Consider the following 24,698-nt stretch of genomic DNA (forward strand, 5'->3'; position numbering starts at 1 on the left):
TATTTAGTAAAATACCTACGGCTGGTGGTTATCCAGCACTAGTTCCTGTTGGTCGGCGTACCCTTCGTAGCTGGAGGTCACGACCTGGTCGCCAGGACGCAGACCCGCCAGCACTTCGTAGTAGTCGGGGTTCTGCCGCCCCAACCGGATGGCCACCCGCTGGGCCCGGGTGCCGTCGGCCCCCAGCCTGAACGCCCAGTTGCCCACGGTTTGCTGATAAAAGCCACCTTTGGGCAGCAGCACCGCCGGGGCCTTCGCACTCAGCGCCAGCCGGATGGGCAGGGTCTGGCCCCGCCGCAGGCCCGGTGGCGGGGCGTCGGTAAAGGCCAGGTCGATTTGCAGGCCTTTGGCCACTTGGGCGAAGATTTTAGTCACGCGCAAGGCGTACGCCTGGCCATCCACCACCACTTCGCCCACCTGACCGGCCGCGATGCGAGCAATGTAAAACTCGTCCACCGCGGCGTGTAGTTTCACGCCCGTCAGCGCATCAATCTGCCCCAGACGCTGGCCCCGGGTTTTGGCCTCGCCCACTTCCGCGGCCAGCGCGCTAAGCCGTCCGCCGACTGGGGCCCGCAACAGCAGGTCGTCCATCTTGCGCCGCATCAGGGCTAAGTTGCTGGTCATGCGCCGCACCGATTCCTGCATGGTGCCCAGCTGCTGCTGCATGGCCACCGAGTCCTGGCGCAGGGTCTGCTGCGTGAGCTGCCGTCGGCGCAGCTGGTAGCGGTAGGCGTTCTGGCTCTGCAAGTAGTCCTGCCGCGCAATTACCTTCTGGTCGTACAGCACCTGGTTGGTGTCGAACACCCGCCGGGCCTCGGCCAGCTGAAAGTCGATGTCCGCCAGCTGATTCTGGCGCAGAATGCGGTTTTGCAGCAGCTGGTTGCGGGTGTTGCGCAGGTTGTTCATCAGGTCGTACACGGCCGTTTCGCGGTTCACCATTTCCAGCTGCAGGTCGGGGTTGGCCAGCCGCAGCAGGGGCTGGCCCGCCGTTAAGGTCGTGCCTTCTTCCACCAGCACTTGCTGCACCGTGCCGGCCTCCACTGCGTCCAGGTACACGGTGCGCAGCGGCTGCACCACCCCGTCGATGGCCGTAAATTCCTGAAAATTACCCCGCGTAACGGGACTGATGGTCAGCCGGCTGGCCGCTACGTGCAACCGCTGGCCCGGACGGGGCCAGTAGACGCCGGCCGCGCCCGTGCCCGCCAGCACCAGGGCCCCCAACCACCACCAGCGGGCAACGAACGACCACTTTTTCTTCGGTATCAGAACGTCCATTCGGTTCGGCGCAGGCAATAACAGTAATAAGCTATTGACTGAAGGTGCCAAGAACGATGCCTTACTCACAAGCTATTGCTAATCAGAATAATGCTTTTGAATCCTGGTCGCCAGCTGCCGCCAAGCGTCCGGTTTTGATACAGTGGACCGTTCGGTTCTGATACAGTTCAAATCGATTGACGGGCAGCAAACAGCTTGGCCGACTGAAAGCCAGTATTTTTCGAAGCCTGCACGATTTATGAGGTCCTCTCAGAAAACGGAAAATAGAGCACGTTAAGGGCTGAAAGAGGGCTGCCAGGGCTAGGTGTCGAGTCAAAACCTCCAACTCGAAGGTTTTGCCCTATCTGTTTAACAATACCCAACTCTGGGAAAAGGGGTGGATTTCGGCTACCATCGTCTCGCTGGTAAAATGCAGTGTTTTTCTAGAATGAGCTTTGCATATTGGGCATTGTTTTACTATACCACGCAAACATGAGGGTCAAGCTCTGCATTTTATTCTTCGTCTTTGCCTCTTGTAATGCAGATAGTGCAGAACGTAAGCCCCTCGCCTGCGGTGCGGGAATATTTGGAGGAGGTAGTCCGTATTATGCAAGCCAATTTCATTAATCGGGCGACCATAAACTGGGTAGTTTTCAAGCAGAACCTGCTAGCGCAAGCAAGCGGCGCCAAAACAATTGAGCAGGCCTATCCAGCGGTTGAATTTGCCATCGTGGCCCTAGGCGATAAGCACACACAGTTTTATTGTGCCCGCCCGGTGAAAGGCCTTGAAATGCCCCCTGCCAAGCAGCCCCCGCTATACCCCGACGAGCCGGTTCCTGGGGACATCGGCTATATCAGAATTCCGTGGGTTGTCGGCCGTCAGGAAAAGCTGGACGAGTATATAACCCAAGTGCAAGCCCAAATTAAGGAGCGGGATAAGCCAGAGTTAAAAGGCTGGATTGTGGATTTGAGAGGGAATATGGGAGGGAATATGTGGCCGATGCTCGTGGGGGCAGGGCCGATTTTGGGAGAAGATACGCTCGGCTATTGCATTGACGCGAATAACACCAAAACCGCGTGGCGATACGAAAAAGGCAAGGCATTGTCGGACGGCGACATACAGGCAGAAACCGACAATTATTATACGCTGAAGTCTGCCAACCCAGTAGTGGCCGTGCTGACCGATACGCTAACGGCCAGTTCGGGCGAGGCCATTGCGGTCTCCTTCAAAGCCAGAAAGCACACCAGAAGCTTTGGGACGGGCACTTGCGGGGTATCGACCAGCAGAAGCCGCTTTTATTTGTCCGATGGGTCCGTCATCTTGCTGACAACCGCAGTATTCGCTGACCGCCGCCTGGTACGGTATGGCCACTCACTAGCCCCCGACGAGTCACTCAGGCCAGTAGACGTAGTGCCGCGAGCCATTCGCTGGATTAGAGAAGAATACAAAGCGGAGAACTAGTGGCCTGGCCTGGGGCCTGGGTTGTTACGGGTGCCAGATAACCCCGACTTTTACGTTTTACCCATCCTTTTTTCATGCTTCCTAAGCACGCCCGCATCCTGGTGGTGGACGACGAGCCCGATGTGCTGTTCGCCCTCAAGCTTCTGCTCAAAACGGAGGTGCGGGAAGTCGTGACGGAGAAAAATCCGGAGCTATTGCTCTCCCTGCTCCGCCAGCAGCACTTCGACGCTGTGCTACTCGACATGAACTACCGCAGCGGCCAGGCGACGGGCAACGAGGGTTTCTACTGGTTGAGCCGTATCCTGGAGCACGACCCCACCACGGCCGTTATCCTGCTAACGGCCTATGGTGACGTGCGCACGGCGGTGCGTGCCCTCAAAGCCGGGGCCACCGACTTTTTGCTTAAGCCCTGGCACAATGAACAGCTGCTACAAACGCTGGCCGCCGCCCTCCAACCTAAAACTGGTAGCAAAAGCGGGAGCAGCCCCAAAAACAAGCCGGGCCGGCCGCTACTACGCTACTGGGAGAGTCAGCCGTCATGCAGGACGTGCGGGCTATTCTTGAAAAGGTCGCCCCGACCGAAGCCAACGTACTGCTGCTCGGCGAGAACGGTACGGGCAAGGAGCTGGTCGCGCGGGCGCTGCACGAGCAGTCGCGCCGCGCCGCCCGGCCTTTCGTGGCCGCCGACGTGGCCGCGCTCAGCGAGGGGTTGTTTGAAAGCGAGCTGTTCGGGCACACCAAGGGCGCGTTCACGGATGCCCAGGCCAGCCGCGTGGGCCGCTTTGAGGCGGCCACCGGGGGCACGTTGTTTCTGGATGAGATTGGCAACATTGGCCTGCCCCAGCAAGCCAAGCTGCTCACGGCCCTGCAAAACCGCCAGGTGGTGCCCGTAGGAAGCAACGTACCCGTCCCGGTGGACATCCGGCTGTTGTCGGCCACCAACGCCCCGTTGCACGCACTGGTAGCCCGCGGCACCTTTCGCCAGGACTTGATGTACCGCCTCAATACGGTAGAAATCACGCTACCGCCCCTGCGCGAACGCGCCGACGACGTGCACCTGTTAGCCCAGCACTTCGCGCAGGTGTACGCCGCCCGCAACCGGCAACCCGTGCCGGAATTCAGTGCCGCTGCCCTGCGCAAGCTCCGGGCGCACACCTGGCCCGGCAACGTGCGGGAGCTGCAACACGCCGTGGAGCGGGCCGTTATCCTAGGGGCCGGCCCCGTGCTGCTTCCGGCCGATTTCTCGTTTCGGAACCCCGAATCAGCGGCTACTTCCGCGGCTGCTGCGACCGTGGCTGAGCATCCGCGGCCGTTGCTGGAAGTAGAAAAAAACACCATCCAGCAGGCCATTGCGCGCCACCAGGGCAACCTCACCAAAGCGGCCAAGGAGCTGGGCCTCACCCGCACCGCCCTCTACCGCCGGCTCGACAAGCATGATATTTAATCGCCTGGACGTGCGCCTGCTGGGACGGTTAGTACTGCTGGTGGCCGCGCTGGCCGGGGGCGGGTACGCCACGCTATACCACGCCTACGGGCTAGCCCTGGGGGCCCTGGGGCTGCTGCTAATCCTGGTGCTGGACCTGGCCCGCTACCTGACGCGCGGCCAGCAGGCCCTGGCCGACTTTACCCTGGCGCTTAAGTACCGGGATTTTTCGCGGCAGTATCCGGCGCAGTCCGTCCCGGCGGCGCTGCGGCCTTTGCACGAGGCCTTCAACCAGGTCAACGCCACGTTTCGGGAGTTGCGGGCCGAGCAGGAAGGGCAGTTTCAATACCTGCAAACTATCCTGGCGCTGCTCGATACCGGCATTGTGTCCTACGACGCGGCGGGCAACGTGGCCTGGGTGAACGAGGCGTTTAAACAGACGCTGCACCTTCCTTACCTGAAAAATATCCAGGCGCTGCAATCCCGGCAGCCGGTCCTGTACGAGGCCATCTGCCGGGCCGTGCCCGGCCAGCCCGTGGTGGTAAAACTGACGGTGGGCCTCCAAACGGTGCAGCTGCTCGTGTCAGCCACCCAGTTTAAGCTACGCGGCGAAGCGTTTACCCTCCTGGCCTTCAAAAACGTGAGCCAGGCCCTGGCGGATACCGAAACGGCCGCCTGGCAGCAACTGCTACGGGTCATGACGCACGAAATCATGAACTCGGTCGCCCCCATTGCTTCACTGGCGGATTCGTTGGGCCGCCACGTGCAGCGCGCCCGTCAACTGGAAGCCTCCGCCGAATGGCTCGACGATGTGGGTACCGGCATTCGCATCATCCAGCAGCGCAGCGAAGGGCTGCTGCGCTTCGCTCAAGTGTACCGGGACTTTAGCACCCTGGCCTCGCCGCAGCGCACCACCCTTTACGTGCAGGAATTGCTGCAGGCCACCCGGCAGCTACTGGCGGAACAGCTAGCTGCACAAGGCATTGAGGTCACCCTTAGCGTCCGGCCTGCGCACCTCACCCTGCACGCCGACGGCCACCTGCTGGAGCAAGTACTCATCAATCTGGTGCTCAATGCGGCGCAGGCAGTCACCCAGATACCTAACCCTCGCATTAGCCTGCTGGCCTGGCCCGATGAGCAGGAACGGGTGGTTATTGAGGTGAAAGACAACGGGAGTGGAATTCCCGCCGACGTGCTCGACAGCATCTTTATTCCTTTTTTCACCACCCGTCCCAACGGTTCCGGGATTGGGCTGAGCTTGGCCAAGCAAATCATGCAGCTGCACCAGGGCAGCATTCAGGTCCATTCCGTAGAGGGAGCAGGCAGTGCGTTTCAGCTGTGGTTTCCTCCATCGGTTCCCTTTTAGGGGAATGGGCATAATCCTACGTTAAGTACCAGGGGCTGCTCCCATACTGCCACCGGTAGGGACAGCTAAATGCGCTAGGTAACAGTAAATGGTGCCCCGGCCGACGCCGAGTAATTGCCCGATTTCGGCCACGGTTTTGTCCTGCTGCAAGTAGAGCGTCTTGGCCGCCTGGGCTTTGGAAAGGGCCTGCTTGGAGAGGCCTTTGGGCCGCCCGCCCTGGCGCCCCCGGACCCGCGCCGCCGTCAGGCCGGCTTTGGTACGTTCGCGGATAATGTCGCGCTCAAACTCAGCCAGGGAAGCGAATAGATTGAACATGAGTCGGCCCTGAGCCGTGGTAGTATCCAAGTGGTCCTTCAAGCTAACGAAGTGCACGCCTTGCTGCTGAAAACCGCTGACGAGCGTGACTAAGTCCTTTAAGGAGCGGCCTAATCGGTCGAGTTTCCAGACTACGAGCGTATCACCTGGACGTAGGTGGGTCAAGAGGTGCTGCAGAGCTGGCCGCTCTTTCACAGACGATACTTTTTCCTGCGCTACTTCAGCACATCCATAGGCCTGCAAAGCATCGGTCTGGAGGTGCAACTGCTGGTCAGAGGTGCTGACGCGGGCGTAACCAAAAATCACAGACGGAATTCTCAAGAAGTCAATGAATGCGAAGATAACGAGCCGTTGATTAATGAGAACAGCACATGAGACAATTTCTGGTGCCTCATCATTGGGCGGGGGAGTACAGGCAAGTGGGCCGCTTAAACGTCCGTTTTTTGAGATGGCCACCCACGCAAATTTCCCCTACCGATACTTTCTGTTCCTACTCTAGTGCTACCCCCTATACTATCTGTCATCCTGACGAAGGAAGGACCTTCTCACAGTCGAATGACTGTCGTAGCAACGACTCGTACTGGCGTAATAAGGTCCTTCGCGGGCTCAGGATGACAGACGACCGGAGATGAATACGTTGTGCAATGACTCAGGTAACGACGAAGCTGTTTAGGAAGTCCTCCAAAGTAAGCTGGGACGTCATGCTGAGCTTGTCGAAGCATCTCTACCGCTTCGTTGAACTACTCTAGCGAAGCGGTAGGGATGCTTCGACAAGCTCAGCATGACGTTCTCTCGACTTCCTAAACAGCTTCGACAGCACGCCAGATGCTTCGCTGTGCTCTGCATGCCCTAAACCTAAAATTTCAAAACAGGATTAAATGTAGCGTGCCTCACAGGTGACGATGCTTCCGGTTGAGTTTGAGCGGCGACGGACTAGGTTTATCGGAGCGCGCATCTAGGCGCTGGGTAAATACGTAGATTCATCCTGATGCACAATCCTTTAAATATTTCTATTTGGGAAATGAATCTACTAATGGTGCTTTTAGCGCTGACCGCCTGTTCATCACCCGAACAGCAGACTAGCATACTAACTCAGGAACCAGATACGAGCGTGCGCTACATCCAGCGGCGCGTGGTCTTGCCAGGTGTGCCGCAGCGGGGCCGCGTACTCGACCGTAACGACTCGGTGCTGGTGGCCACGCGCACGCAATATCTGCTGAAGCTGCCGCGCCGCCCACCGCTCGATACCTTGGCGCTGGGCCAGTTACTAGGTTGGGGGCCGATAACTACCCGCAAGCGCATTGCCGATGCTCTGCCTTATGAAGATATGCCGGCCGGCTACCCGGTCGAACTCAGCCTCACGGCGGCCGAAGCCAAGCGCGTACGCCGCCAGCGCAAGGACTGGCCCCAGCTGACCCTGACGGAGCGCCCCCAGCGGACCTACACTACCAGCGTGGGCGCCCACTTTCTAGGGTATAAGAGCGATGAAGCCCAGGCTTTCTTCAAGCAAGCCAAACGATACCGACGCGGCCGCTTCTACGAGCTGCGCAACGGCGGTATCGAAACTTACTACAATGGCCTGCTCAACGGAAACCGGGGCTACCTACACCCTGGTGGATTCGCTCGGCCAGACGCACGGCAGTTGGGCACCCGACACGGCGTTTCAGCAAGGTCAGGACCTGCACCTGACCATCGATGTGAAACTGCAGGCCTACGCCGAACAGCTGATGGGGCGTCGGAAGGGCTACCTGGTGGCCCTGGACCCGCGCACGGGTGAAATACTGTGCTACGTGTCGGGGCCCGTGTATAAGCCGGCCACCATCACCGCCCCCGACCAGGCCCTGGTGCGCGCCAAATTACTGGAACATGAAAAAATGCCGCTGATCAACCGGCCAGCTATGCTGGCTAATCCGCCCGGCTCGGTATTTAAGCTGGTAAATGCCGCCGTGGCCTTGCAGCTGGGTGCCATCACCCCCGCTACCTCGTTTCGCTGCGACCAGTCGCTGCTCAGCTGCGTGCACCGCCACCCCCAGCCCAAAAGCCTGACTATGGGCCTGCAGTATAGCTGCAACCCTTATTTCTACCAGGTGATGCGGGACCTCATCAACCACGTGCCCGACAGTCTTGCCGAGGACTCTGCGGCTGCCCCGCGCGCTAATTTGGCCGTGTGGCGCCGCTACGTTCGGTCGTTTGGGCTGGACTCAGTGCTGGGCGTGGACTTACCGCGCGAAGCTCCCGGCTTTCTGCCCACCCCCGATTACTTTGATAAGGCCCGCGGCACAACCAAGTGGACTTACCGCTCCATCTATTCGCTCAGTATCGGACAGGGAGAAATCAATCTTACGGGTCTGCAAATGGCTAACATGGTGGCCATTATTGCCAACCAGGGTTGGTACTACACGCCTCACTTGGTGCGTAACGTGGGGGAAGGCGGGCCGCTGCCACGCTTCACCGAAAAGCACCGCACCCTCGTCGACAGCGTACACTTTGCCGCGCTGCTGCCGGGCATGGTGGCCGTGATGCAGCGCGGCGGCACTGCCGAAACTTCCAGTCTGGCCGATGTGGGTATTACGGTAGCCGGCAAAACTGGCACTATAGAAAATGACGGCGACGACGACCACGCCGCCTTTGTGGGCTTCGCCCCGGCCGAGAATCCTGAAGTAGTCGTAGCGGTTTACCTCGAAAATGCGGGCTTTGGAGCCACGGCCGCCGCCCCCTACGCCGCACTGGTAATGGAACAGTACCTGCGCGGCAGCATTGCCTCCAAGCGCAAAAAGTGGGAAGCACGCATCCAGCAACGCGCTCGGCGCGGATATTGAGCAGCCCGGCGCGCGCAGGTTCGCGGTCTGCTGGTCGTACCATACGTTCAGTAGCTGACCGGCAAAGAAGCTATAATAGCTCCGCAGTGCTAAATGAGGCTGAAGTTTCAGCCGTTGCGCACGTGCGCTTGGCGTTGAAAAAGCCCCCCAGAACTATACAGCTATTCCTGCGCTATTTGCAGCCTAAGCCCTCCGGAAGTCGAACGGAGGAGGTTTTCCATCTTATTTGTATTCATGATTGCTGCATTGCGCCGTGGCGACGGCAGCACTTACCTAACGGTAGAGTATAACCAGGACGAGAACTGGATTTATGCCCACTGGTTTGGCCGTCAGACCTTAGGAACCGTAATGGACAGCGGCGCGACCTATCTGGAGATGCTGCGCCGCCAACCCTGCCTGTCCTAAGCTGCTCAACGACCACCGCGACCTGGTGGGCACGTTTACGGAGGCCAACGACTGGATTCAGCAAATCTGGACGCCTCTCATCATTGCCGCCGGGCTGCCTTCCATTGGGCAGGTCGTGTCGCCGGACATATTTGGGCAATTATCCACCGAAGACCTTCAGCACCGCATCAGCGACCAGCTCGACATTTACCTGTTCAATGACCTGGACGCGGCCCAGAGATGGCTACGGGCGCAGTAGAAAATGCCCCCCCAGAGTTGCTCGTGCAGCGAGTGACGCTTGGGTTTCGGCGGTTGCGTGCTTCTGCCTGGTGCCTGGCGTTGCACAATCAAACTGATCCCTGCACTTAAGAAATAGGTTTAGCAGCGCTTCCTCTTTAACCTTTAACAACTGTAGGCGACGCACCACAATGCTCCCTCTTATCCCATCTGACATGGTATGGTGTCTTAACTATGGATACTACTATGGTGGGCAGCTATAATCCGTCGGATAGTACATGGGAGAGCTAAAAGCAGACTTTAATTTCAACATTCGCCCGACGGCCTCACCTACAATTTTAAGTCGCGCTCGGTAGCTCGGCGGGTGCGTACATTCTGCTGGCAGTAAGGGTGAATTAAGCAGCTGACTCGCAAGGAAGCTTTCAACTGCTTGAATAGCTTGTAAAACGTCGTACAAGTAAGCGCGGATGTCAGGTGGCATACGCTAGCTGCGCTGAGCAGCCTCGGGTTGCTGCCGGAATCAAGGATTTCGCACGGCAAAAACCAGTAGCGGCCAGCACTTTAGCATATTTCTAGTGCTGGAATCGGAATGGGAGACAGAGACTTCAGGCAAAAGAGCCCCCCAGATGGAAAGGCCCTACCCAAATTAGCCACCGGTGACTATCCGGAGCACGGGATACTAAAACTGGAGTAGTTGTACGTTAGAAGCACCCGGCTGCTGTTCCTCTTCTTTTATAACATCGTATCATTGTATAACAATACGCTTAACCCTAGTCATGTATTATAAATTGAAAGGCAGCTTTTGGTGTGGCCTACTAGTCCTTTTACTGGTGGGGCCCGTGCGGGCCCAATCACTGGCGGGCGAGTGGCAGGGCGTTGAAACCGACCCGCACGAGGAAGGCAACTGGCCGGCAGTGCTCCGCTTGCAGCAAAACAAAGACGCCAAGATATTTGGGGTGCTTTACCAGGAAGTGGGTAATGAGCCAACCATGACGGTTACGTTTGAAATGCAGGGTGAGCGCACGGAAAACGGGGTGAGCCTCACCCATACCCGGAAGCTAAGCGAAACGGGCAAGACGCCTTTTAACCATTGGTGCGACGGCTCCGTCACGTTCACCTACGATCCGAGCCAGGAAAAACTAACCGGTACCGCTACCTACCGCCCCATCGGCGACTGCGTCGTGGGCACGTTTATATTTTACCGCATCAAGCTAAAATCGCCCCCCACGGTGCCGGCCAATACGGAAAGCACCCTGCGCGTATCGGGCCAGGATGTGCGCTGGTACGCCGACCCTGACTTGAAGCAACGCGTGGCTACCGGCAACACCTACCGCACCAAGCTCAGCAAGAGCACTACGTTCTACCTTACCCAGGATTATTTTACTACCAGTCAAAGCCCAGTGACGCCAATTACTATCAGCGTAGGAGGCTCGGAGGCGCCGCGGCCAGCAGCTGCTCCCGCTCCGGCTGATATTGCGCGTCCGGCGGCGCCCATTCTGGCTCCCACGCCGGTAGTGCTGCCTACCGTGCTGTTCAAGCTGGGTACGCCCGAACTGCTGCCAATAGCCATTCCGGCCCTCGACCAGCTGGCCGCTGAGCTAAAAGCGCGCCCCACCCTAAAGCTGCGCGTGTCTGGCCACACCGACAAGATTGGGGAGCCCCAAAAAAACCAGGTGCTATCGGTGCAACGGGCCGAAGCGGTAAAGGCTTATTTAGTGAAATCGGGTATTGCCGCGGCGCGCATCAGCACCGCCGGCTATGGCGACTCACGTCCCATCTATCCCTCGCCCGATGCCCGCAACCGACGCGTAGAAGTCGCAGAAGTCAAGTAAGCTAGCAGAGCAGCTTGTGAGTCTGCGTTCCGGGTCCGATTGCACCAAGTTTATACCTTGGTGCTACAAGCAATGGCAGCTACTGCAAATTCAATTTCCCAGAGCATAGACCTACTTAAGTTCTCTACGCTGGCTACTATTTGTCGCCAACGAGGTAATGGCAGTGGTGGCCCAATCCAGCAGTACTTGGCACAGATGAGCTTGGGGTTGCAAAAACAACGAATTAGTTATGCTTGCATAACATTTTCTTAACCTTTACGTATTACCTTTGTACCCAACAAACTGACAGAGTACCACATACATAAATTGACATGAAAAAGAGCACTGCCACCGTTTCGTCGCTTTTATTGCTGGGGAGCCTGGGTTCCTTGAGCTATCTGGCCGCGCAGGTACGGGAATTCAACCTGTTTTTTGACCTGCGGGACGAAGAAGAGTGCTACTACTGCTAAGCCTCGGAGTCCATTATCAGGCAATATTTTTTATTAGTTGAAACAGGTCCCGCTACATAGCGGGACCTGTTTTGTTAAGTGTTATACAGAAAGCAGGTTTCAGAATCAGGGGTTTATAGGAGAAGAATAAAAAAATCACATCCATTCGAGCCGGTTTTCGGTACTTCACAGTAGCAACGGCCTCTGCCGGGCCGTTCGTCTTCCCTTCCACCGCTGCGCTGGCATTTCATTTCACGTTGGAATCTGTGAAATCTGCTCAATCAGCAACACCCGCGATTTATGAATTTAGAAAGCCTCAAAGAGCAAATCAGCTACATTATTGGGCGCGATTTGGCCCGCAACTTTGCCCAGCAGGGTCTTGACTTAGACGTTGACGTGCTGGCGGGCAGCCTGAAAGAAGGCCTGGGCGGAGAGCCCAGCCGCCTGACGCAGGACCAGATGCGTAGCGCCATGGAGCAGCTCCAGCAACAAATGCAGGACCAAGACGACCAACAAGGTGACGGCAACGACACCGTAAACGACCCTAATACCATGAATAACAAACAAGACGGCGAAGACTTTCTGGCCGAAAACAAGAACAAGCCCGGCGTAACCACTCTGCCAAGTGGTCTGCAATACGAAGTGCTGACGGAAGGCGCGGGCCCTAAGCCTTCGCTGACCAGCAACGTAACCACGCACTACCACGGCACCCTCACCAACGGCACTGTGTTCGATAGCAGCTACCAGCGCGGCCAACCCGCTTCTTTCCCCGTAAACGGGGTAATCGCGGGCTGGACAGAAGCGCTGCAGCTCATGCCCGAAGGCTCGAAGTGGCGCCTCTACATCCCCTCTGACCTAGCCTACGGCAAGCGTGGTGCCGGCCGCGACATCGGCCCCGACTCGGCGCTAATTTTCGACGTGGAGCTGCTGAAGGTGAACAAGTAAGTTTAGCTCCGAAGTAAGATTGCCCCCCAACGTGCTTGTGTAAGGCAGCTGGGGGGCAATTTTATACCTATTCGTTACGAAGCATCCGAACGAGGTAGAGACGCGTACTGGCTTCGCCGACCTTCGGTTCGCGTCTGGTTGTTGAGCCGGAGGTCAGCGCAGCTAACGACCGGCGCCACGCCATTTAACCACCGACTGCGACGATTGAGGCGCGAACCAAAGGTCAGCGAAGCTAATACGCGTCTCTACATGGTTCTGCTAGCCCAAAGCTCACCTTTCGAGTCGCCTTTCTTTAACCCACATGCTCCCTTCTGACGAACCTACGCTGCGCAGCTCCAATGGCCGCTTGGTCCTGACGGCTGATGCGCTGGAAGTAGACGGGCAGCGCTTTGCTTTGCTGGAGCTGGATGCGGTAGAGCTAAAGCCCATTCGGTGGCTGCTGTGGTTTCTGCTGGGGGGCATTATTCTGGCTGGCTTTGCCCTGGCTTTTCTCCAAAACTGGCTGCGCACGGTGCCGGCGGCCTTGGGCCTGACGGCGGGTGCGTTGCTGCTGGCTTATGGCAGCCGGGGCACCAATCGGCTGCGCTTGTACCGGGCCGGGCGCGAGGCCCTGCACTTCGCTTTGGCCGGCGACCCGCTGCCCTGGCAGAAGCTGGCGGCTGAGGCTAACCGTCGCATCCGGCGGCGCCACGAAGAAGCGGCGGCCGCGGCCGTAGCTGCCTGGGTCCTTGATTTGCCTTCCACCAAAACCGATACCGGTTCTTGGTCTGAGCCACCCGCGCCCAATACCACAGAGCCTACGGGTTGATTTACCTTACATTTGGGCGTTTTTCGCTTAGCATAAGCTGTTTCTCCTTCCTCTCATTTTCATGGACGCCAAACACTCTCATTCGCACACTGCCATTTCTACCGGCGGCTTGCTCATCGCGCTCGGTATCATTTACGGCGATATTGGCACCTCACCGCTCTATGTAATGAAGGCCATTGTGCCCGGCAACATTGACCCGCGCCTCGTGTACGGCGGCATTTCCTGCGTCTTCTGGACCCTGACCCTCCAAACTTCTATTAAGTACGTGTTGCTGACCCTCAACGCGGATAACAACGGTGAGGGGGCATTTTTTCGCTCTTTGCCCTGGTGCGACGGCGCGCGGCCTGGCTTACGGTCCCGGCTATTATTGGCGGCGCGGCTCTGCTCGCCGATGGCATTATTACACCCCCTATTTCCGTGTCGTCGGCCGTGGAAGGGCTGGAAGCGGTGTATCCGGATATTCCGACGGTGCCCATCGTCATTGCGATTCTGGCCGCTTTATTTTTACTTCAAAGCTTTGGCACTCAGATAGTAGGCAAGGCCTTTGGCCCCATCATGCTGGTTTGGTTTAGTATGCTGGCCACCTTGGGCATTGTCTGGATAACCGAGCATCCCGGAATTTTGCGCGCCGTCAACCCCGCGTATGCCTACGATTTACTGGTGCGCTTTCCGGGCGGATTCTGGCTGCTGGGGGCCGTTTTTCTGTGCACTACCGGGGCCGAAGCGCTGTACTCTGACCTCGGCCACTGCGGCAAAGGTAATATTCGCGTCAGCTGGATTTTTGTAAAGGCCTGCCTCCTACTCAATTACTTTGGGCAAGGTGCCTGGCTTATCGAGCATCAGGGACAGAAACTCAGTGGCCGCAACCCGTTTTATGAGCTGATGCCCGAGTGGTTTTTGCTCATTGGCATCGGTATAGCCACGTTGGCGGCTATCATTGCCTCGCAGGCCCTCATTACGGGTTCGTTTACGCTGGTGGCCGAGGCTATTCGCCTGAATATGTGGCCCAAAGTGAAGCTTAACTACCCAACTGATCTGAAAGGCCAACTTTACGTACCCAGCATGAACCGGCTGCTGCTGCTGGGCTGTGTCGGGGTGGTGCTATATTTCCGGCGGTCCGAGAACATGGAAGCGGCCTACGGCTTGGCCATCACACTCACTATGCTCATGACCACCACGCTGCTAGTGGTGTGGCTGCGCTCACGCCGGGTGGCCATGCCTATCGTGGTGCTGTTTGCGGTGGTATACGGTATCATTGAGGGTTCATTTCTGGTTGCCAACCTCATCAAGTTTCCGCACGGCGGCTGGGTGTCGCTGGCTATCGGACTGACGCTGATTGGGGTGATGTACGTGTGGCTGAAAGCGTTTTATATCAAGCGCCGCCTCACCGAGTTTGTCAAAATAGAGCCGTACATGCAGGCGCTGAAAGACCTCAGCGGCGACGATTCTATTCCCAAATACTCGACTCACTTGGTGTTCATGACCTCCGCCGAGCGCACCACCGAAATCGAGTCCAAGATTATTTACTCTATCTTCCAAAAGCGCCCCAAGCGCGCCGACATCTATTGGTTTGTGCACGTAGACACCACCGACGAGCCGTATACCATGGAGTTTAAAGTGGTCGAGCTGGCTCCCGATGATGCTTTCCGGATTACTTTCCGCCTGGGTTTCCGGGTAGAGCAGCGCATCAACCTCTACTTCCGCAAAGTGATTGAAGACCTGGTGCGCAACAAAGAGGTCGACATCACCTCGCGCTACGAGTCCTTGAGCAAGCAGCACGTGACCGGCGACTTCCGCTTTATCGTGCTGGAAAAATACCTTTCCGTGGAGAACGACTTCCCGCTGCTGGAGAAGCTCGTGATGCAGGCTTATTTCTACATTAAGCAGTTCATCGCCTCCGAAGACAAATATTTCGGCCTGGATACCAGCTCGGTGAAAGTGGAAAAGGTGCCGCTGGTGATTACGCCCGTGCAGGAAGTGGCCCTGACGCGCATCCGTTGATCAATGCAGGCGTGTATGGACAGTAATCCTTTTTGTAGCGCGGAAATCCGTTCCGCGCTACTCTCCACGCACTCCAACACAACTCTTATAGCAGCTTGAGTTTAAAAAATGCTCTGTATAACCTTCGGAGCCTTTTTTAGCTTTTGTTGAGCTCTTAAGATTAAAACGTTAAATAACGCTACGCATTAAGGTTATCAGCTCTTACCGTGGCGCCAACCTTTTATATGGTTAGTTAAGGCAAGTGAATTTTTTCTGTTAAAACATCAAAATCTAAGTTAACGATTGTACTAAACTAACTTATTAGGATATATTTCACATATTCCTGTTCGTGCGGTACGTAAATGGAGTAGAATGCTTCGTACTCTTAGCACTTGATGCCCGATCCTTATCGTTGCATGACGTGTACTGTCGCTTTCATTAGTCATCATGCGTAGCAATTTTTCTATTCTGGTGAACAGCACAGATTCTTACGAGGACTGCTGGCTACCTTTTTTCAAGCTTTTCAAAGCTTACTGGCCGGAGTGTTCGCAGCAGATATGGCTGAATACGGAATACAAAGACTTCGCTTTTCCTGGACTAAACATCAAAACCCTTCGGGGGGCAAAAGCGCTCGGCAAACCCCAGCCTACGTGGAGCGAATCGTTGCTTCACGCCTTTGATACTATCGAGACAGATATCATTCTTTATCTGCAGGAAGACTACTTTTTCAAAGGCCCCGTGCAGCAAGAAAAAATAAGTGAGCTGGTTGATTTGATGCGCGGGCACGACCTGACGTACGTGGGCCTTACCGACTTTGGGAACTCCGGTCCTTTTCAGTCTTCATTCCATCCCGAGCTGTGGGAGGTAAACCAGAAAGATAAGTACCGAATCAGCCTGCAAGCTTCTTTATTCAACAGACACGGCATGCGACAGTACGTGCGCAAGCATGAGAACCCGTGGCAGTTTGAGTTTTTCGCCAACAAGCGCGCCCGTCGCACTCCGGACAGCTTCTTCACGGTAAACCGCGATATTTACTCGCTTCAGAATAACGCCATTATTCCCTACGACGCCACGGGCATCGTAAATGGTCAATGGGAACAGCAGGTCGTAGAAAACCTTTTCGCTGAACACGGCATTGAGATGGATTTTAGCAGCCGCGGCTTTTATCAGCCTGAATTCTACCAGCAACCGGCTCGCAAACCAATCACCGTGGGCAATATCCTTTCACGGGTAAAATCGTTGCTCTAATACTGCCCAGCAGTTTCGCGCTAATACGATAAGGGCCTACTTCCCGCAGTACTGCGGGAAGTAGGCCCTTATCGTATGACGCCTTGAAGATAATCGGCTACTGAGCCGTGCGCAACCACTTGGCCAGCACCTTCTGCTGATCAGCGCTGGGCGTTGGCAGCTTCTCCACGCGGTAGCGGCGGGCGGTAGAGGCCAGGAGCGGGAAAGCAAGCTCCTTCATCTGCCCGTCGCGGGCCACGAGCAGCTTCACTTCCGCGCCGGCGGCGCGGCCAGTCAGGGTTTTGTTAGGGTCGTCGGAAAGACGGTTGCCATCGAGGGCCAGGATTTCGTCGTTCACGTTCAGGCCACCTTGCCAGGCGCTGCCATCGCGCAACACGCTGGTAACGGTTAATTTGCCCCCCGCGGTGCTCACATTGGCTCCCAGTGCGCCCGTAGTGGCAGCGGGCTCCGTAGCCAGCGTCAGGCCGGCATAGCCTAGCGCCGTGGCGTAGTCGAGGGTTTGGGTACCGTACACGCGGGTGCGGAAAAACTCATCATAGCGGCGGCCGGCGACTTTCTTCACGGCATCCTGAAACTCTTCGTCGGTAAAGCCGCGGCGCTGCTGCTCATAATAGCGCTGGTAGAGGAAGCGCATCACGTCGTCGAGGCTTTTCTGCCCCTTGGTTTCGTTGATGATCATCAGGTCCAGCACCGTGCAAATCAGTTCGCCTTTGTCGTAGTAGCTGATGGTGGAGTTGGCGGAGTTCTCATTGGGCCGGTAGCCTTTAATCCAGGCATCGAAGCTCGATTCGCTGGCTGACTGCAACTTATTGCCGGGCTGATTTTCTACGCGGGTGATGCCGTTGCTCAGGCTCGCCAGATAGTCAGTGGGAGTAACGAAGCCGGCCCGCTGCACAATGATGTCGCCGAAGTAGCTGGTGCCGCCTTCGCTCAACCAGAGCATGCGCGTGTAGTTTTCGCGGTCGTAGTCGAACGGACCCAGCGCCACGGGCCGGATGCGCTTCACATTCCAGAGGTGGAAATACTCATGCGCTACCAGCCCCAGAAAGCCTTTGTAGCCAGCCTCGGTGCTATACGCATTGCGCGACACGGATAAGGTGGTCGAAAAAGGTGCTCCAAGCCGCCCGTTCCGCGCTCAATGTTGTGGATGATAAATACGTAGCGGTCCAGCGGGTTCTTCCCCACCACGCGGTGCGCTTCTTCGCACACGCGCTTCATATCGGCGAGCAGCTTGGCTTCATCATAGCGCGCATTGCCAAACATGGCAATTGTGTGGGGCGTGCCGCTGGCTTCAAACGACAGTACTTTATGCGTACCTATCTCAATGGGCGAGTCGGCCAGCTCGTCGTAGTTGCCGGAGCGGAAGGTGAACGGCGCACCGCCGGCTACGGGCTTCAGGCTAGTCGTCACCTGGTTCCAGCCAGGGGCAGGCTGCACCGTGATTGTGCTGGCCAGGTCCTTGCCTTCGGCCGGATACATGAACACGCTGGTGCCGTTGAGGTAGCCGTGGGCGGCATCCAGAAAGCTGGTGCGTACGCTCAGCTCGTAGGCATACACGCGGTAGCGAACGGTAAAATCCTTGGTGCGCGGATGATACACGCGCCACGTGTTTTTATCGATCTTCTCGGCGCGCAGCTTACTTGCGCCGGCCGTGGCCTCGAAGCCCTCTACATGTTTGGCGAACTCCCGCACTAAATAAGAGCCGGGCGCCCACACGGGCATTTTGACATCGGTGAACTGCTTACCGAAGCCTTCCAGCGCCATTTCAACTTCGTAAAAATGGGTTTGGGGGGCCGGCATGGCTAGGGTATAGCGTAGGGTAGGCGCCGCCAAAACCGAGCTGAATTGGCAAAAAAACAGCAGTAGTGCGGCGACCAGCACCAAGCGAAAGCGAAAATGAGGCATGAAGTAAAAGGATGTGAGTGAACGAAGGTGTCTGGATGGCTAGACTCGGGAAAGCCTCCAGGGTTGCAAAGTAACGCTGAAATTTGCCCCCCAGCCTACCTCATTGCACCTTACACGGCACAGCCCAGCGGAACCCCCGCCCAAGCTGCGCCGTTAAGGCCCACAGACGGGCTGTTCACCCCACGGCCCGCATACCCTCAATGCGCTACGTCTGGATCACCTTTATCGGCTTAGCTGTGCTGATGCTCAGCTTGTTGGTTTGGCAGCGCCAGCCTTTGCAAGCCCTGCCTGAGTCAGCTGCTGTTACCATTCCCATTACGCCGGTTCCCCAAACTCGTGCCCGTGCCGCTGTGTGGGTCAGCAACAAGCCCGTGCCGCGCGCCGATAGTGTGGTGCGCTTCGCTATGGAGCAACTCGGCACTCCTTATGTGTATGCAGGCGCCACGCCGACTAGCGGCTTCGACTGCTCCGGCTTTGTGATGTACGTATACGGTCGTTTTGGTATCGATGTGCCGCACTCCACGGCCATGCTCATTAATACCGGCCGCCCCATTCCGCGCAGTCAGGCCCACCCCGGCGACTTGGTTATTTTTACGGGCACTGCGGTAACCGCTACCGAGCCAGGCCACGCGGGTATTATCATCTCCAAGGCCGGCGAGCCCATCCGCTTCATTCACTCTTCCTCGGCCCGCCGGGAGTCAGGAGTTAAGATAAGCGCAGTGAATGACACTGACTATGAGCGCCGCTTTATGGGTGTGCGCCGCGTGCTCGATGCTGATTAAATCGTTTCCTGCTTAGCACCAAGCAAAAAAGCCCCCCAGCACTTGCTGGGGGGCTTTTTTATAAATTTTTATCGATGCACTTCATAAAAGCGCATCCAACTGTTATCAAAAAACGATGCCCGGTCGCCTATGCAGAACCTATTAAAAGGCTGCTGGGCGAACCGGGCATCTAATCCTTCAAATCTTACCAAGCGACGAGTCTGGGGTTCAGTCCCGTCATCCTCTGTGTAAGACCTTGCCAGAATGCGGGAAAAGGCCCTGTTGGGGCATTTTTCCGCGCGAAAGCTGTTGTTAAGCGCGTCCGGCGGTGAAGCAGACTACATTCGACAGGCTTGGCAGGACTTGGTTGGGACTACTAGACATTTTGTACCTCCTTTCTTTAGATCCGACATTCCTCAATCGCGTTTCCCAGCACCTTAGGGACCCTTGAAAGAGGTCGTAGCACTCACTACTGGTCGGTAAAGTTAAAAGACCATAGGATGGTTCAAAATTAAAAATCCTTTTTTTAGCCAAACATTAGATATTAATTGGCAGATAGCTGAGGATCAGGCAGTTTTTAGCACAAAAATATTCGGGCTTTCGAGTTCAACTCCGGCAAAATGGGGCTGGCCTCAAAGTTGCAACGGGTAAAGGCAGCAGAACCTCTTGGGTGATTACTATAATTCAGGAGTTTTCTTCTATCTTTTCCCACAAATCCTACCTTTTACCTCATGAAAAAAACCTTGTTCCTCTGTCTAACCCTTCTGTTGGGTTACTCTGGATTGGCTTCGGCCCAGTCACTCTCGCCCTTGGGCACGTGGACCAACTCTGAAAAGAAGGCCACATTTGAAATTTACAAGTGCAACGGGGACAAGCTGTGCGGCAAAATCGTGTCGCTGACTACTCCCAACGATCCGGCCACGGGCAAGCCCAAAACCGACTCGATGAACCCCGATCCTAAAATGCGCTCCAAGCCCCGCCTGGGCCTGGTGTTTATGCAGGGCTTCGAGTACGATGAGGGCAATAAGTGGGATGATGGCAAAATCTATGATCCGGAGACCGGCAAAACCTACTCCTGCTACATGAAGATGCAAAACGCCAACACCATGGAGGTAAAAGGCTACATCGGCTTCTCCATGATTGGCCGCTCCCAGACCTGGACCCGCGTGAAATAAACCGCACTTGCTCCCAGCACGTACAAGCGACGCTCCCAACCGGGGGCGTCGCTCTTTTTGTACCTTACTGCTTTCTAAACGTAGGTTTGACGTGCGCGGCGGGTTCTGCTCAACAACTTCTTTTTCTTGAAACACCTCTTTCTTATCTTGTTGCTGTGCCTGGCAACCATAGGGGGCGCAACCGCCCAGACTCACTCCCCGCTGGGCGTGTGGAAAGACGATGCGGGTGAAACCCACGTCGAAATTTATCGGTGTGGCAATGCAAAGCAGCTTTGTGGGCGGTTGGTATGGCTGAGCGAGCCCCAAGAATCAACAACTAATTTGCCTAAAACCGACCGCCGTAACCCCGAGCCGGCAAAACGTAATCAGCCCCTGTTAAACCTCGTGGTGATACAAGACCTTAGCTATGACCCCGACGATGAGCGCTGGGAAAACGGCCGAATCTATGACCCGATGAATGGCCGTACGTACTCCTGCTACCTCCACATGGTGAGCAAAGACCGTATGGAGGTGAAAGGCTACATCGGGTTCTCCTTGATTGGCCGCTCTCACTACTGGTCGCGGGTGAAGCGAAGTGGTGATATTGTGAAATAGTGAGTTTGATGTTTTGGCGGCACCATTAACGCATTAACCGCCTTGAGAACGTCATACTCACCACTCACCATCTCACCTAATACACTGCCTGGACCTGGTAAGACTTGCCGCGGAAGGAGAAAGCATCGCCGGGCCGAGCGGTAGTCATGGCTTGGTAAATGGGCGAGAAAGCTGATATAACGCAATAAGGCTGACCCTCCACTTTTATCTCGCCCAGACTGAGCGCGATGAAGAAGGTTTGGATATCAGTGACTACCACGGAGCCCAGACCCGGTTTATCCGTGGAAGGGCGCACGTCGGAGACGCGCTGGAGTACCTGAAGACCGGAAAGGGCTTCGTCCAGCTGGCGAGCAAACAGGTCGCGCTGAATGTGGCAGGCCTCCCGAAACGACTCGAACTTATCTTCGATAGCGCCCTGGGTTTCGTTGGCACTTTCCTGTACCGACAGCATCGCTTCGCGGGCAGTATCCGCTTTTTGCTGCTGGGCCCGCCGACATTCGGCTAATAATTGCTGACGCAGCGCAGTACGTTGTTTGGCAGTCATTTGCATAGGGTAGCTTAGGGATAAAAAGATAAAAGATGTCGATTTTGAGCCGTGCGTTGCACATCATCGGGAAAACTATTTCAGATGGGTAATGTTGCTCCTTATAATCCCTTTCTACCCCTCTTGTTTACTTTTTTAAAAAAGCTTTTAAGCCGAAGCTCGGCTCCCAACCGAACCGACTGGCACGCGGCCGTGCGCACGCCGGCGCAGGTGAAACGGCACGAGCAATGGCTCGCTGATCAGGTTTACCTGAACTGGGCTGGCCCATACTTTAAAGCGTATCACTTTCGCAAAGCCGGGGTGGGCAGCAACCAGGGCCTACGGGTGCAGCTACTCACGGACTGCGGCCGGCAGGGGGCTATTTTCTTCTTCGACCCCAGCATCGGGCCCGGTAACTTTCGCCACTTCTTCGACTTTACCCGCGACCGGGTGCTGCAACTCGGCTACAATCTTTCTACCTCCGACCAGCGTACCCTGGAGCACCCTAGCTACACCGAAACAATTGATAAGCACTTTCTGAAGCCGCAGCCCAACGACTGCTCGGAGACAGGCCGGTGCAACCAGCGCTACGGCAGCATTACCATCGACCTGATCAGTATTAATGGGCAGCCGGGGTTCATCCGCTTCTTTGCCAACCCCTATCACGACGACATTTTCACCCCTGCCCGCTCCTTCGACGAGCTGATGGCGGCCGTCTACCAGCTGCCGCCCGCCGATGAGCAAGTACAAGCTAAGATTGCGGGGTACGCTCACGAGTGAGCCATTTAGAAAAGAAAAAAGCCCCCCATCGTATGACTGGGGGGCTTTTTTATAACTCAACGAGTACAGTTATGAGGATCTACTCCCGCACGAAGCGCAGGCGTTTCTGCTCGCCGGTAGTGCTGCCAGTGAGTAGCAGATGATATAGCCCGCTGGCTAAGAGGCGCGTGTTCAGCTGATTAGCGGCGGGGTTTAGATTTTGGCGCAGCACCTGCCGGCCCACGGCATCGATTACCAGCGCTTCTACGGGCTCCGGCAGATTAGCCAGCGCGAGAAAGTCACGGCAGGGATTGGGAAAGGCAGCTACGCCGGCCAGCGTGCGGCTTTCGCTGTCAATGTTGACCAAAGCGGTATTGCGCGCGATGGGGCCGGTGGCGTTTAGCACCCATTGGTCGGGGTCAAGCTCGATGCCGGTGACGGTGGCCGCGACCGGTACGCTAAAGGCAGAAACCAGCTTATTCTGGCGCAGCCGCACCACCTGACTACTGCCCGATTCGAAGGTGATTTTGTAATCCAGCTCGGTTTCAAAGAAAGGCGTCACATTCGGCATGGAGACCGTTTCAGTAGTTTGCAGCAGCAAATTGCCCCCCACCTGATTCCAGCGGACGCTAAAGCTGGGGTGGCCTTCGCCGGCGTACCACTGCTGAAAAAAGCCCCCCAGCGAGCGGCCAGCTTCTGCCTCGAACACCCGCTGCAAGTCGGCGGTGCGGGCAGTGCGGCCAGCGTAGGTTGTTTGAAACGTGCGTAGCGCCCGAAAGAACTTACTATCGTCGTGGAGCAGGTAGCGGAGCATGTGCACTACCGCGGCCCCTTTCTTATAGCTCAGGCGCTGATCGAAAATGCGGCCGACGCTGGTCGTGTCGGGTACGCGCACGCTGCCGCCGGGCGTATCAATGCGGTTGCCGCTGATGCGATCTGTCCGAAACTGCACCTGCTCATGCGCCTGATCCATCCATTGGCGGGCGGCCTCGGGCGAGGCCAGGGCCTGTAACGACAGGTATTCGCCATAGGAAGCAAAGCCTTCGTTCAGCCAGATATCTTCCCAGGAAGCGCAGGTTACATTATTGCCAAACCACTGGTGAAACAGCTCGTGGGCGGTGAGCGTGAAGTTGAAGCCATCCTGGGTGGTCATGGTTTGATGCTCCATGCCGCCGCCAATAGGTGCCATGCTATGGCCGTACTTTTCATTGGCAAACGGATAGGCTCCCGCCAGCGCCGAGAAATTTTCCAGAAAAGCGGGTGTCCGGTCTATTTCCGTGCGAAAATCGTTGAGCGCCGCCTGATTGTAGACATAGTTTACGATGGGCACCCGCACGCCTCCGGGCAGACTGGCAAAGTTCACATACTCCAGATACGGCGCCACGGCCACCGAAACGAGGTAGTAGGCAATGGGATGGCGCGATTTCCACTCGTAGCGGCTGCGGTTATCAGGCAAGGAAACTATGCGCGTCAGTACGCCATTGGAGCCTACTTTATTGGGGTTTTTGGTCGTAATCCAGACGTCGGTGGAGTCGGCTTTGTCGGTGAGCACCTGCTTGCAAGGCCACCATTCGTAGGCATGAAAAGGCTCGCTCAGGCTCCAGGTCACGTTCAGGTCGTAGCGGGGCACGTAGCGCGTGTCGAGGGCATTGCCGATGGCGGCTGAGCTGCCGTTGGGAGCCGTGCCGTGGTAATAAATAATGGCTTCAAACAACGCATTGGCCGCTACCGCCTGGGGCAGCGTTATGCTTACGTCGCCGGATTCGCGGCGGGGCACGGGAGTGCGGCGCCCATTCACCAGCACCGAGTCGAGCAGCAGCGCCGGGTGCAGCTCGAAGGCCAGCACGTCCAGAATTTGCCCCCCAGCGCGTGCCAGCAGCCGCACGGAGCCGCCCACGGTGCGGGCGTTATTCTCCAAGGCCAGGTCCAGCTTATAATACTTCACGTCGTAGCGGTCCATGAGGCGGCGGTGGGCCGGCGTGGTCAGCTCCTGCCAGGCGCTGGCGCGCAAATGCGTTTCGGCGCAGCTGCCAGCCGCCGAGCCATTCACATCGGCTGGCACTGGGCGGTACGTGGAGCGTTGCGCATGAGCCTTATACCCAATTGATAACAGGCAAACCCAGAAAAGCAGAAAGCGCATCATATAGCAAGGTAGGACAAAGGGCGTCTGAAGTTGAAGCCCTTCCCAAGAGCCAGGGTAGTCTCGGGTGCCCTAAAAACTATAGACGGTTGAAGCGGGTTCCAGGACCGCAAGTTGTATATTTAGAAATAACTCCGCTCTGATTACCAAGCTATTCGACCAATGCTTACACATCTACGCTTTCCCGTGGCCCATCACCGACTGCGGTTTCTGCTGCTACTTATTAGCAGCTTTTTCGCCCGCCAGGTGGCCGCCACCCATATTGTAGGCGGCGAGCTGGATTTACAGTACCAATCGGGCAGCACGTACCGCATCACGCTGAATCTGTATTTCGATGTAA

General features: G+C 56.6%; 22 protein-coding genes and 2 pseudogenes. 18 read left to right on the top strand and 6 right to left on the bottom strand.

The window, feature by feature from the left end:
* Positions 1 to 15: 15 nt before the first annotated feature.
* Positions 16 to 1,275 carry an efflux RND transporter periplasmic adaptor subunit gene (locus MKZ35_RS20245; RefSeq protein WP_482515040.1) on the bottom strand — a complete coding sequence of 420 codons (1,260 nt, stop codon included), beginning with the start codon at positions 1,273 to 1,275 and terminating at the stop codon, positions 16 to 18.
* A gap of 517 nt (positions 1,276 to 1,792) precedes the next feature.
* Between MKZ35_RS20245 and MKZ35_RS20250 the strand changes: the two genes are divergently transcribed.
* From MKZ35_RS20250 to MKZ35_RS20265, 4 genes and pseudogenes are all read left to right on the top strand, one after another.
* A complete protein-coding gene (locus tag MKZ35_RS20250) occupies positions 1,793 to 2,716 on the top strand; it encodes a S41 family peptidase (protein ID WP_482515041.1) in 924 nt (307 codons plus the stop codon).
* A 74-nt stretch (positions 2,717 to 2,790) separates the two neighbouring features.
* A pseudogene (locus MKZ35_RS20255) lies at positions 2,791 to 3,096 on the top strand (response regulator); the annotation flags it as partial.
* A 158-nt stretch (positions 3,097 to 3,254) separates the two neighbouring features.
* The gene (locus MKZ35_RS20260) at positions 3,255 to 4,160 is read left to right on the top strand and encodes a sigma-54 interaction domain-containing protein (protein WP_482515042.1); all 906 of its coding nucleotides are present in this window, start codon (positions 3,255 to 3,257) and stop codon (positions 4,158 to 4,160) included.
* Positions 4,150 to 5,505 carry a sensor histidine kinase gene (locus MKZ35_RS20265; RefSeq protein ID WP_482515043.1) on the top strand — a complete coding sequence of 452 codons (1,356 nt, stop codon included), beginning with the start codon at positions 4,150 to 4,152 and terminating at the stop codon, positions 5,503 to 5,505. The genes MKZ35_RS20260 and MKZ35_RS20265 overlap by 11 nt, the downstream gene beginning before the upstream one ends.
* A gap of 21 nt (positions 5,506 to 5,526) precedes the next feature.
* Here the strand turns inward: MKZ35_RS20265 and MKZ35_RS20270 are convergent, their stop codons facing one another.
* A complete protein-coding gene (locus tag MKZ35_RS20270) occupies positions 5,527 to 6,141 on the bottom strand; it encodes a recombinase family protein (RefSeq protein WP_482515044.1) in 615 nt (204 codons plus the stop codon).
* A 700-nt stretch (positions 6,142 to 6,841) separates the two neighbouring features.
* Between MKZ35_RS20270 and MKZ35_RS20275 the strand changes: the two genes are divergently transcribed.
* The 10 genes and pseudogenes from MKZ35_RS20275 to MKZ35_RS20320 all read left to right on the top strand — a co-directional run bounded on the left by MKZ35_RS20275 (position 6,842) and on the right by MKZ35_RS20320 (position 16,501).
* Positions 6,842 to 7,597 carry a hypothetical protein gene (locus tag MKZ35_RS20275; RefSeq protein WP_482515045.1) on the top strand — a complete coding sequence of 252 codons (756 nt, stop codon included), beginning with the start codon at positions 6,842 to 6,844 and terminating at the stop codon, positions 7,595 to 7,597.
* The gene (locus MKZ35_RS20280) at positions 7,548 to 8,639 is read left to right on the top strand and encodes a penicillin-binding transpeptidase domain-containing protein (protein WP_482515224.1); all 1,092 of its coding nucleotides are present in this window, start codon (positions 7,548 to 7,550) and stop codon (positions 8,637 to 8,639) included. The genes MKZ35_RS20275 and MKZ35_RS20280 overlap by 50 nt, the downstream gene beginning before the upstream one ends.
* 234 nt (positions 8,640 to 8,873) lie before the next feature.
* Positions 8,874 to 9,044, top strand: coding sequence for a hypothetical protein (locus tag MKZ35_RS20285; protein WP_482515046.1), 171 nt, complete (start codon positions 8,874 to 8,876; stop codon positions 9,042 to 9,044).
* 25 nt (positions 9,045 to 9,069) lie between these two features.
* Positions 9,070 to 9,282 carry a hypothetical protein gene (locus tag MKZ35_RS20290; RefSeq protein WP_482515047.1) on the top strand — a complete coding sequence of 71 codons (213 nt, stop codon included), beginning with the start codon at positions 9,070 to 9,072 and terminating at the stop codon, positions 9,280 to 9,282.
* An 817-nt stretch (positions 9,283 to 10,099) separates the two neighbouring features.
* Entirely contained in the window at positions 10,100 to 11,092 is a 993-nt protein-coding gene (locus MKZ35_RS20295) for an OmpA family protein (protein WP_482515048.1), read from the top strand.
* A 311-nt stretch (positions 11,093 to 11,403) separates the two neighbouring features.
* A complete protein-coding gene (locus MKZ35_RS20300; RefSeq protein ID WP_457084336.1) occupies positions 11,404 to 11,541 on the top strand; it encodes a hypothetical protein in 138 nt (45 codons plus the stop codon).
* 279 nt (positions 11,542 to 11,820) lie between these two features.
* A complete protein-coding gene (gene bamJ, locus MKZ35_RS20305; RefSeq protein ID WP_482515049.1) occupies positions 11,821 to 12,465 on the top strand; it encodes a BamJ family beta-barrel-assembly machinery protein in 645 nt (214 codons plus the stop codon).
* Positions 12,466 to 12,766: 301 nt separating this feature from the next.
* Complete coding sequence (locus MKZ35_RS20310) at positions 12,767 to 13,273, top strand: hypothetical protein (RefSeq protein WP_482515050.1); 507 nt, start codon at positions 12,767 to 12,769, stop codon at positions 13,271 to 13,273.
* Between the two features lie 61 nt (positions 13,274 to 13,334).
* Positions 13,335 to 15,274: pseudogene (locus tag MKZ35_RS20315) on the top strand (KUP/HAK/KT family potassium transporter).
* A 426-nt stretch (positions 15,275 to 15,700) separates the two neighbouring features.
* Positions 15,701 to 16,501, top strand: a complete 801-nt coding sequence (locus tag MKZ35_RS20320) for a hypothetical protein (RefSeq protein WP_482515051.1) — start codon at positions 15,701 to 15,703, stop codon at positions 16,499 to 16,501.
* Positions 16,502 to 16,598: 97 nt separating this feature from the next.
* Here MKZ35_RS20320 and MKZ35_RS20325 read toward each other — a convergent pair whose 3' ends face one another.
* Together MKZ35_RS20325 and MKZ35_RS20330 are read right to left on the bottom strand one after the other, a co-directional pair.
* On the bottom strand, positions 16,599 to 17,591 hold the full coding sequence (locus tag MKZ35_RS20325; RefSeq protein ID WP_482515052.1) for a M61 family metallopeptidase: 993 nt from the start codon (positions 17,589 to 17,591) through the stop codon (positions 16,599 to 16,601).
* Positions 17,534 to 18,406, bottom strand: a complete 873-nt coding sequence (locus MKZ35_RS20330; RefSeq protein WP_482515053.1) for a M61 family metallopeptidase — start codon at positions 18,404 to 18,406, stop codon at positions 17,534 to 17,536. Before MKZ35_RS20330 ends, MKZ35_RS20325 begins: the two co-directional genes overlap by 58 nt.
* Positions 18,407 to 18,606: 200 nt before the next feature.
* On the opposite strand from MKZ35_RS20330, the gene MKZ35_RS20335 reads away from it, so the two are divergent.
* The 3 genes from MKZ35_RS20335 to MKZ35_RS20345 all read left to right on the top strand — a co-directional run bounded on the left by MKZ35_RS20335 (position 18,607) and on the right by MKZ35_RS20345 (position 20,936).
* Positions 18,607 to 19,188, top strand: a complete 582-nt coding sequence (locus tag MKZ35_RS20335) for a C40 family peptidase (protein WP_482515054.1) — start codon at positions 18,607 to 18,609, stop codon at positions 19,186 to 19,188.
* A 710-nt stretch (positions 19,189 to 19,898) separates the two neighbouring features.
* Positions 19,899 to 20,342 (top strand): DUF2147 domain-containing protein, encoded by a 444-nt coding sequence (locus tag MKZ35_RS20340; RefSeq protein ID WP_482515055.1) that lies wholly within the window; start codon positions 19,899 to 19,901, stop codon positions 20,340 to 20,342.
* Positions 20,343 to 20,468: 126 nt separating this feature from the next.
* On the top strand, positions 20,469 to 20,936 hold the full coding sequence (locus MKZ35_RS20345; RefSeq protein WP_482515056.1) for a DUF2147 domain-containing protein: 468 nt from the start codon (positions 20,469 to 20,471) through the stop codon (positions 20,934 to 20,936).
* Between the two features lie 76 nt (positions 20,937 to 21,012).
* Here MKZ35_RS20345 and MKZ35_RS20350 read toward each other — a convergent pair whose 3' ends face one another.
* Entirely contained in the window at positions 21,013 to 21,480 is a 468-nt protein-coding gene (locus MKZ35_RS20350) for a hypothetical protein (RefSeq protein ID WP_482515057.1), read from the bottom strand.
* A gap of 123 nt (positions 21,481 to 21,603) precedes the next feature.
* Between MKZ35_RS20350 and MKZ35_RS20355 the strand changes: the two genes are divergently transcribed.
* Positions 21,604 to 22,239 carry a hypothetical protein gene (locus MKZ35_RS20355; RefSeq protein WP_482515058.1) on the top strand — a complete coding sequence of 212 codons (636 nt, stop codon included), beginning with the start codon at positions 21,604 to 21,606 and terminating at the stop codon, positions 22,237 to 22,239.
* A gap of 79 nt (positions 22,240 to 22,318) precedes the next feature.
* Here the strand turns inward: MKZ35_RS20355 and MKZ35_RS20360 are convergent, their stop codons facing one another.
* On the bottom strand, positions 22,319 to 24,361 hold the full coding sequence (locus MKZ35_RS20360; RefSeq protein WP_482515059.1) for a M1 family metallopeptidase: 2,043 nt from the start codon (positions 24,359 to 24,361) through the stop codon (positions 22,319 to 22,321).
* Between the last annotated feature and the right edge of the window lie 337 nt (positions 24,362 to 24,698).

This window comes from Hymenobacter sp. R533113, from assembly GCF_056835965.1.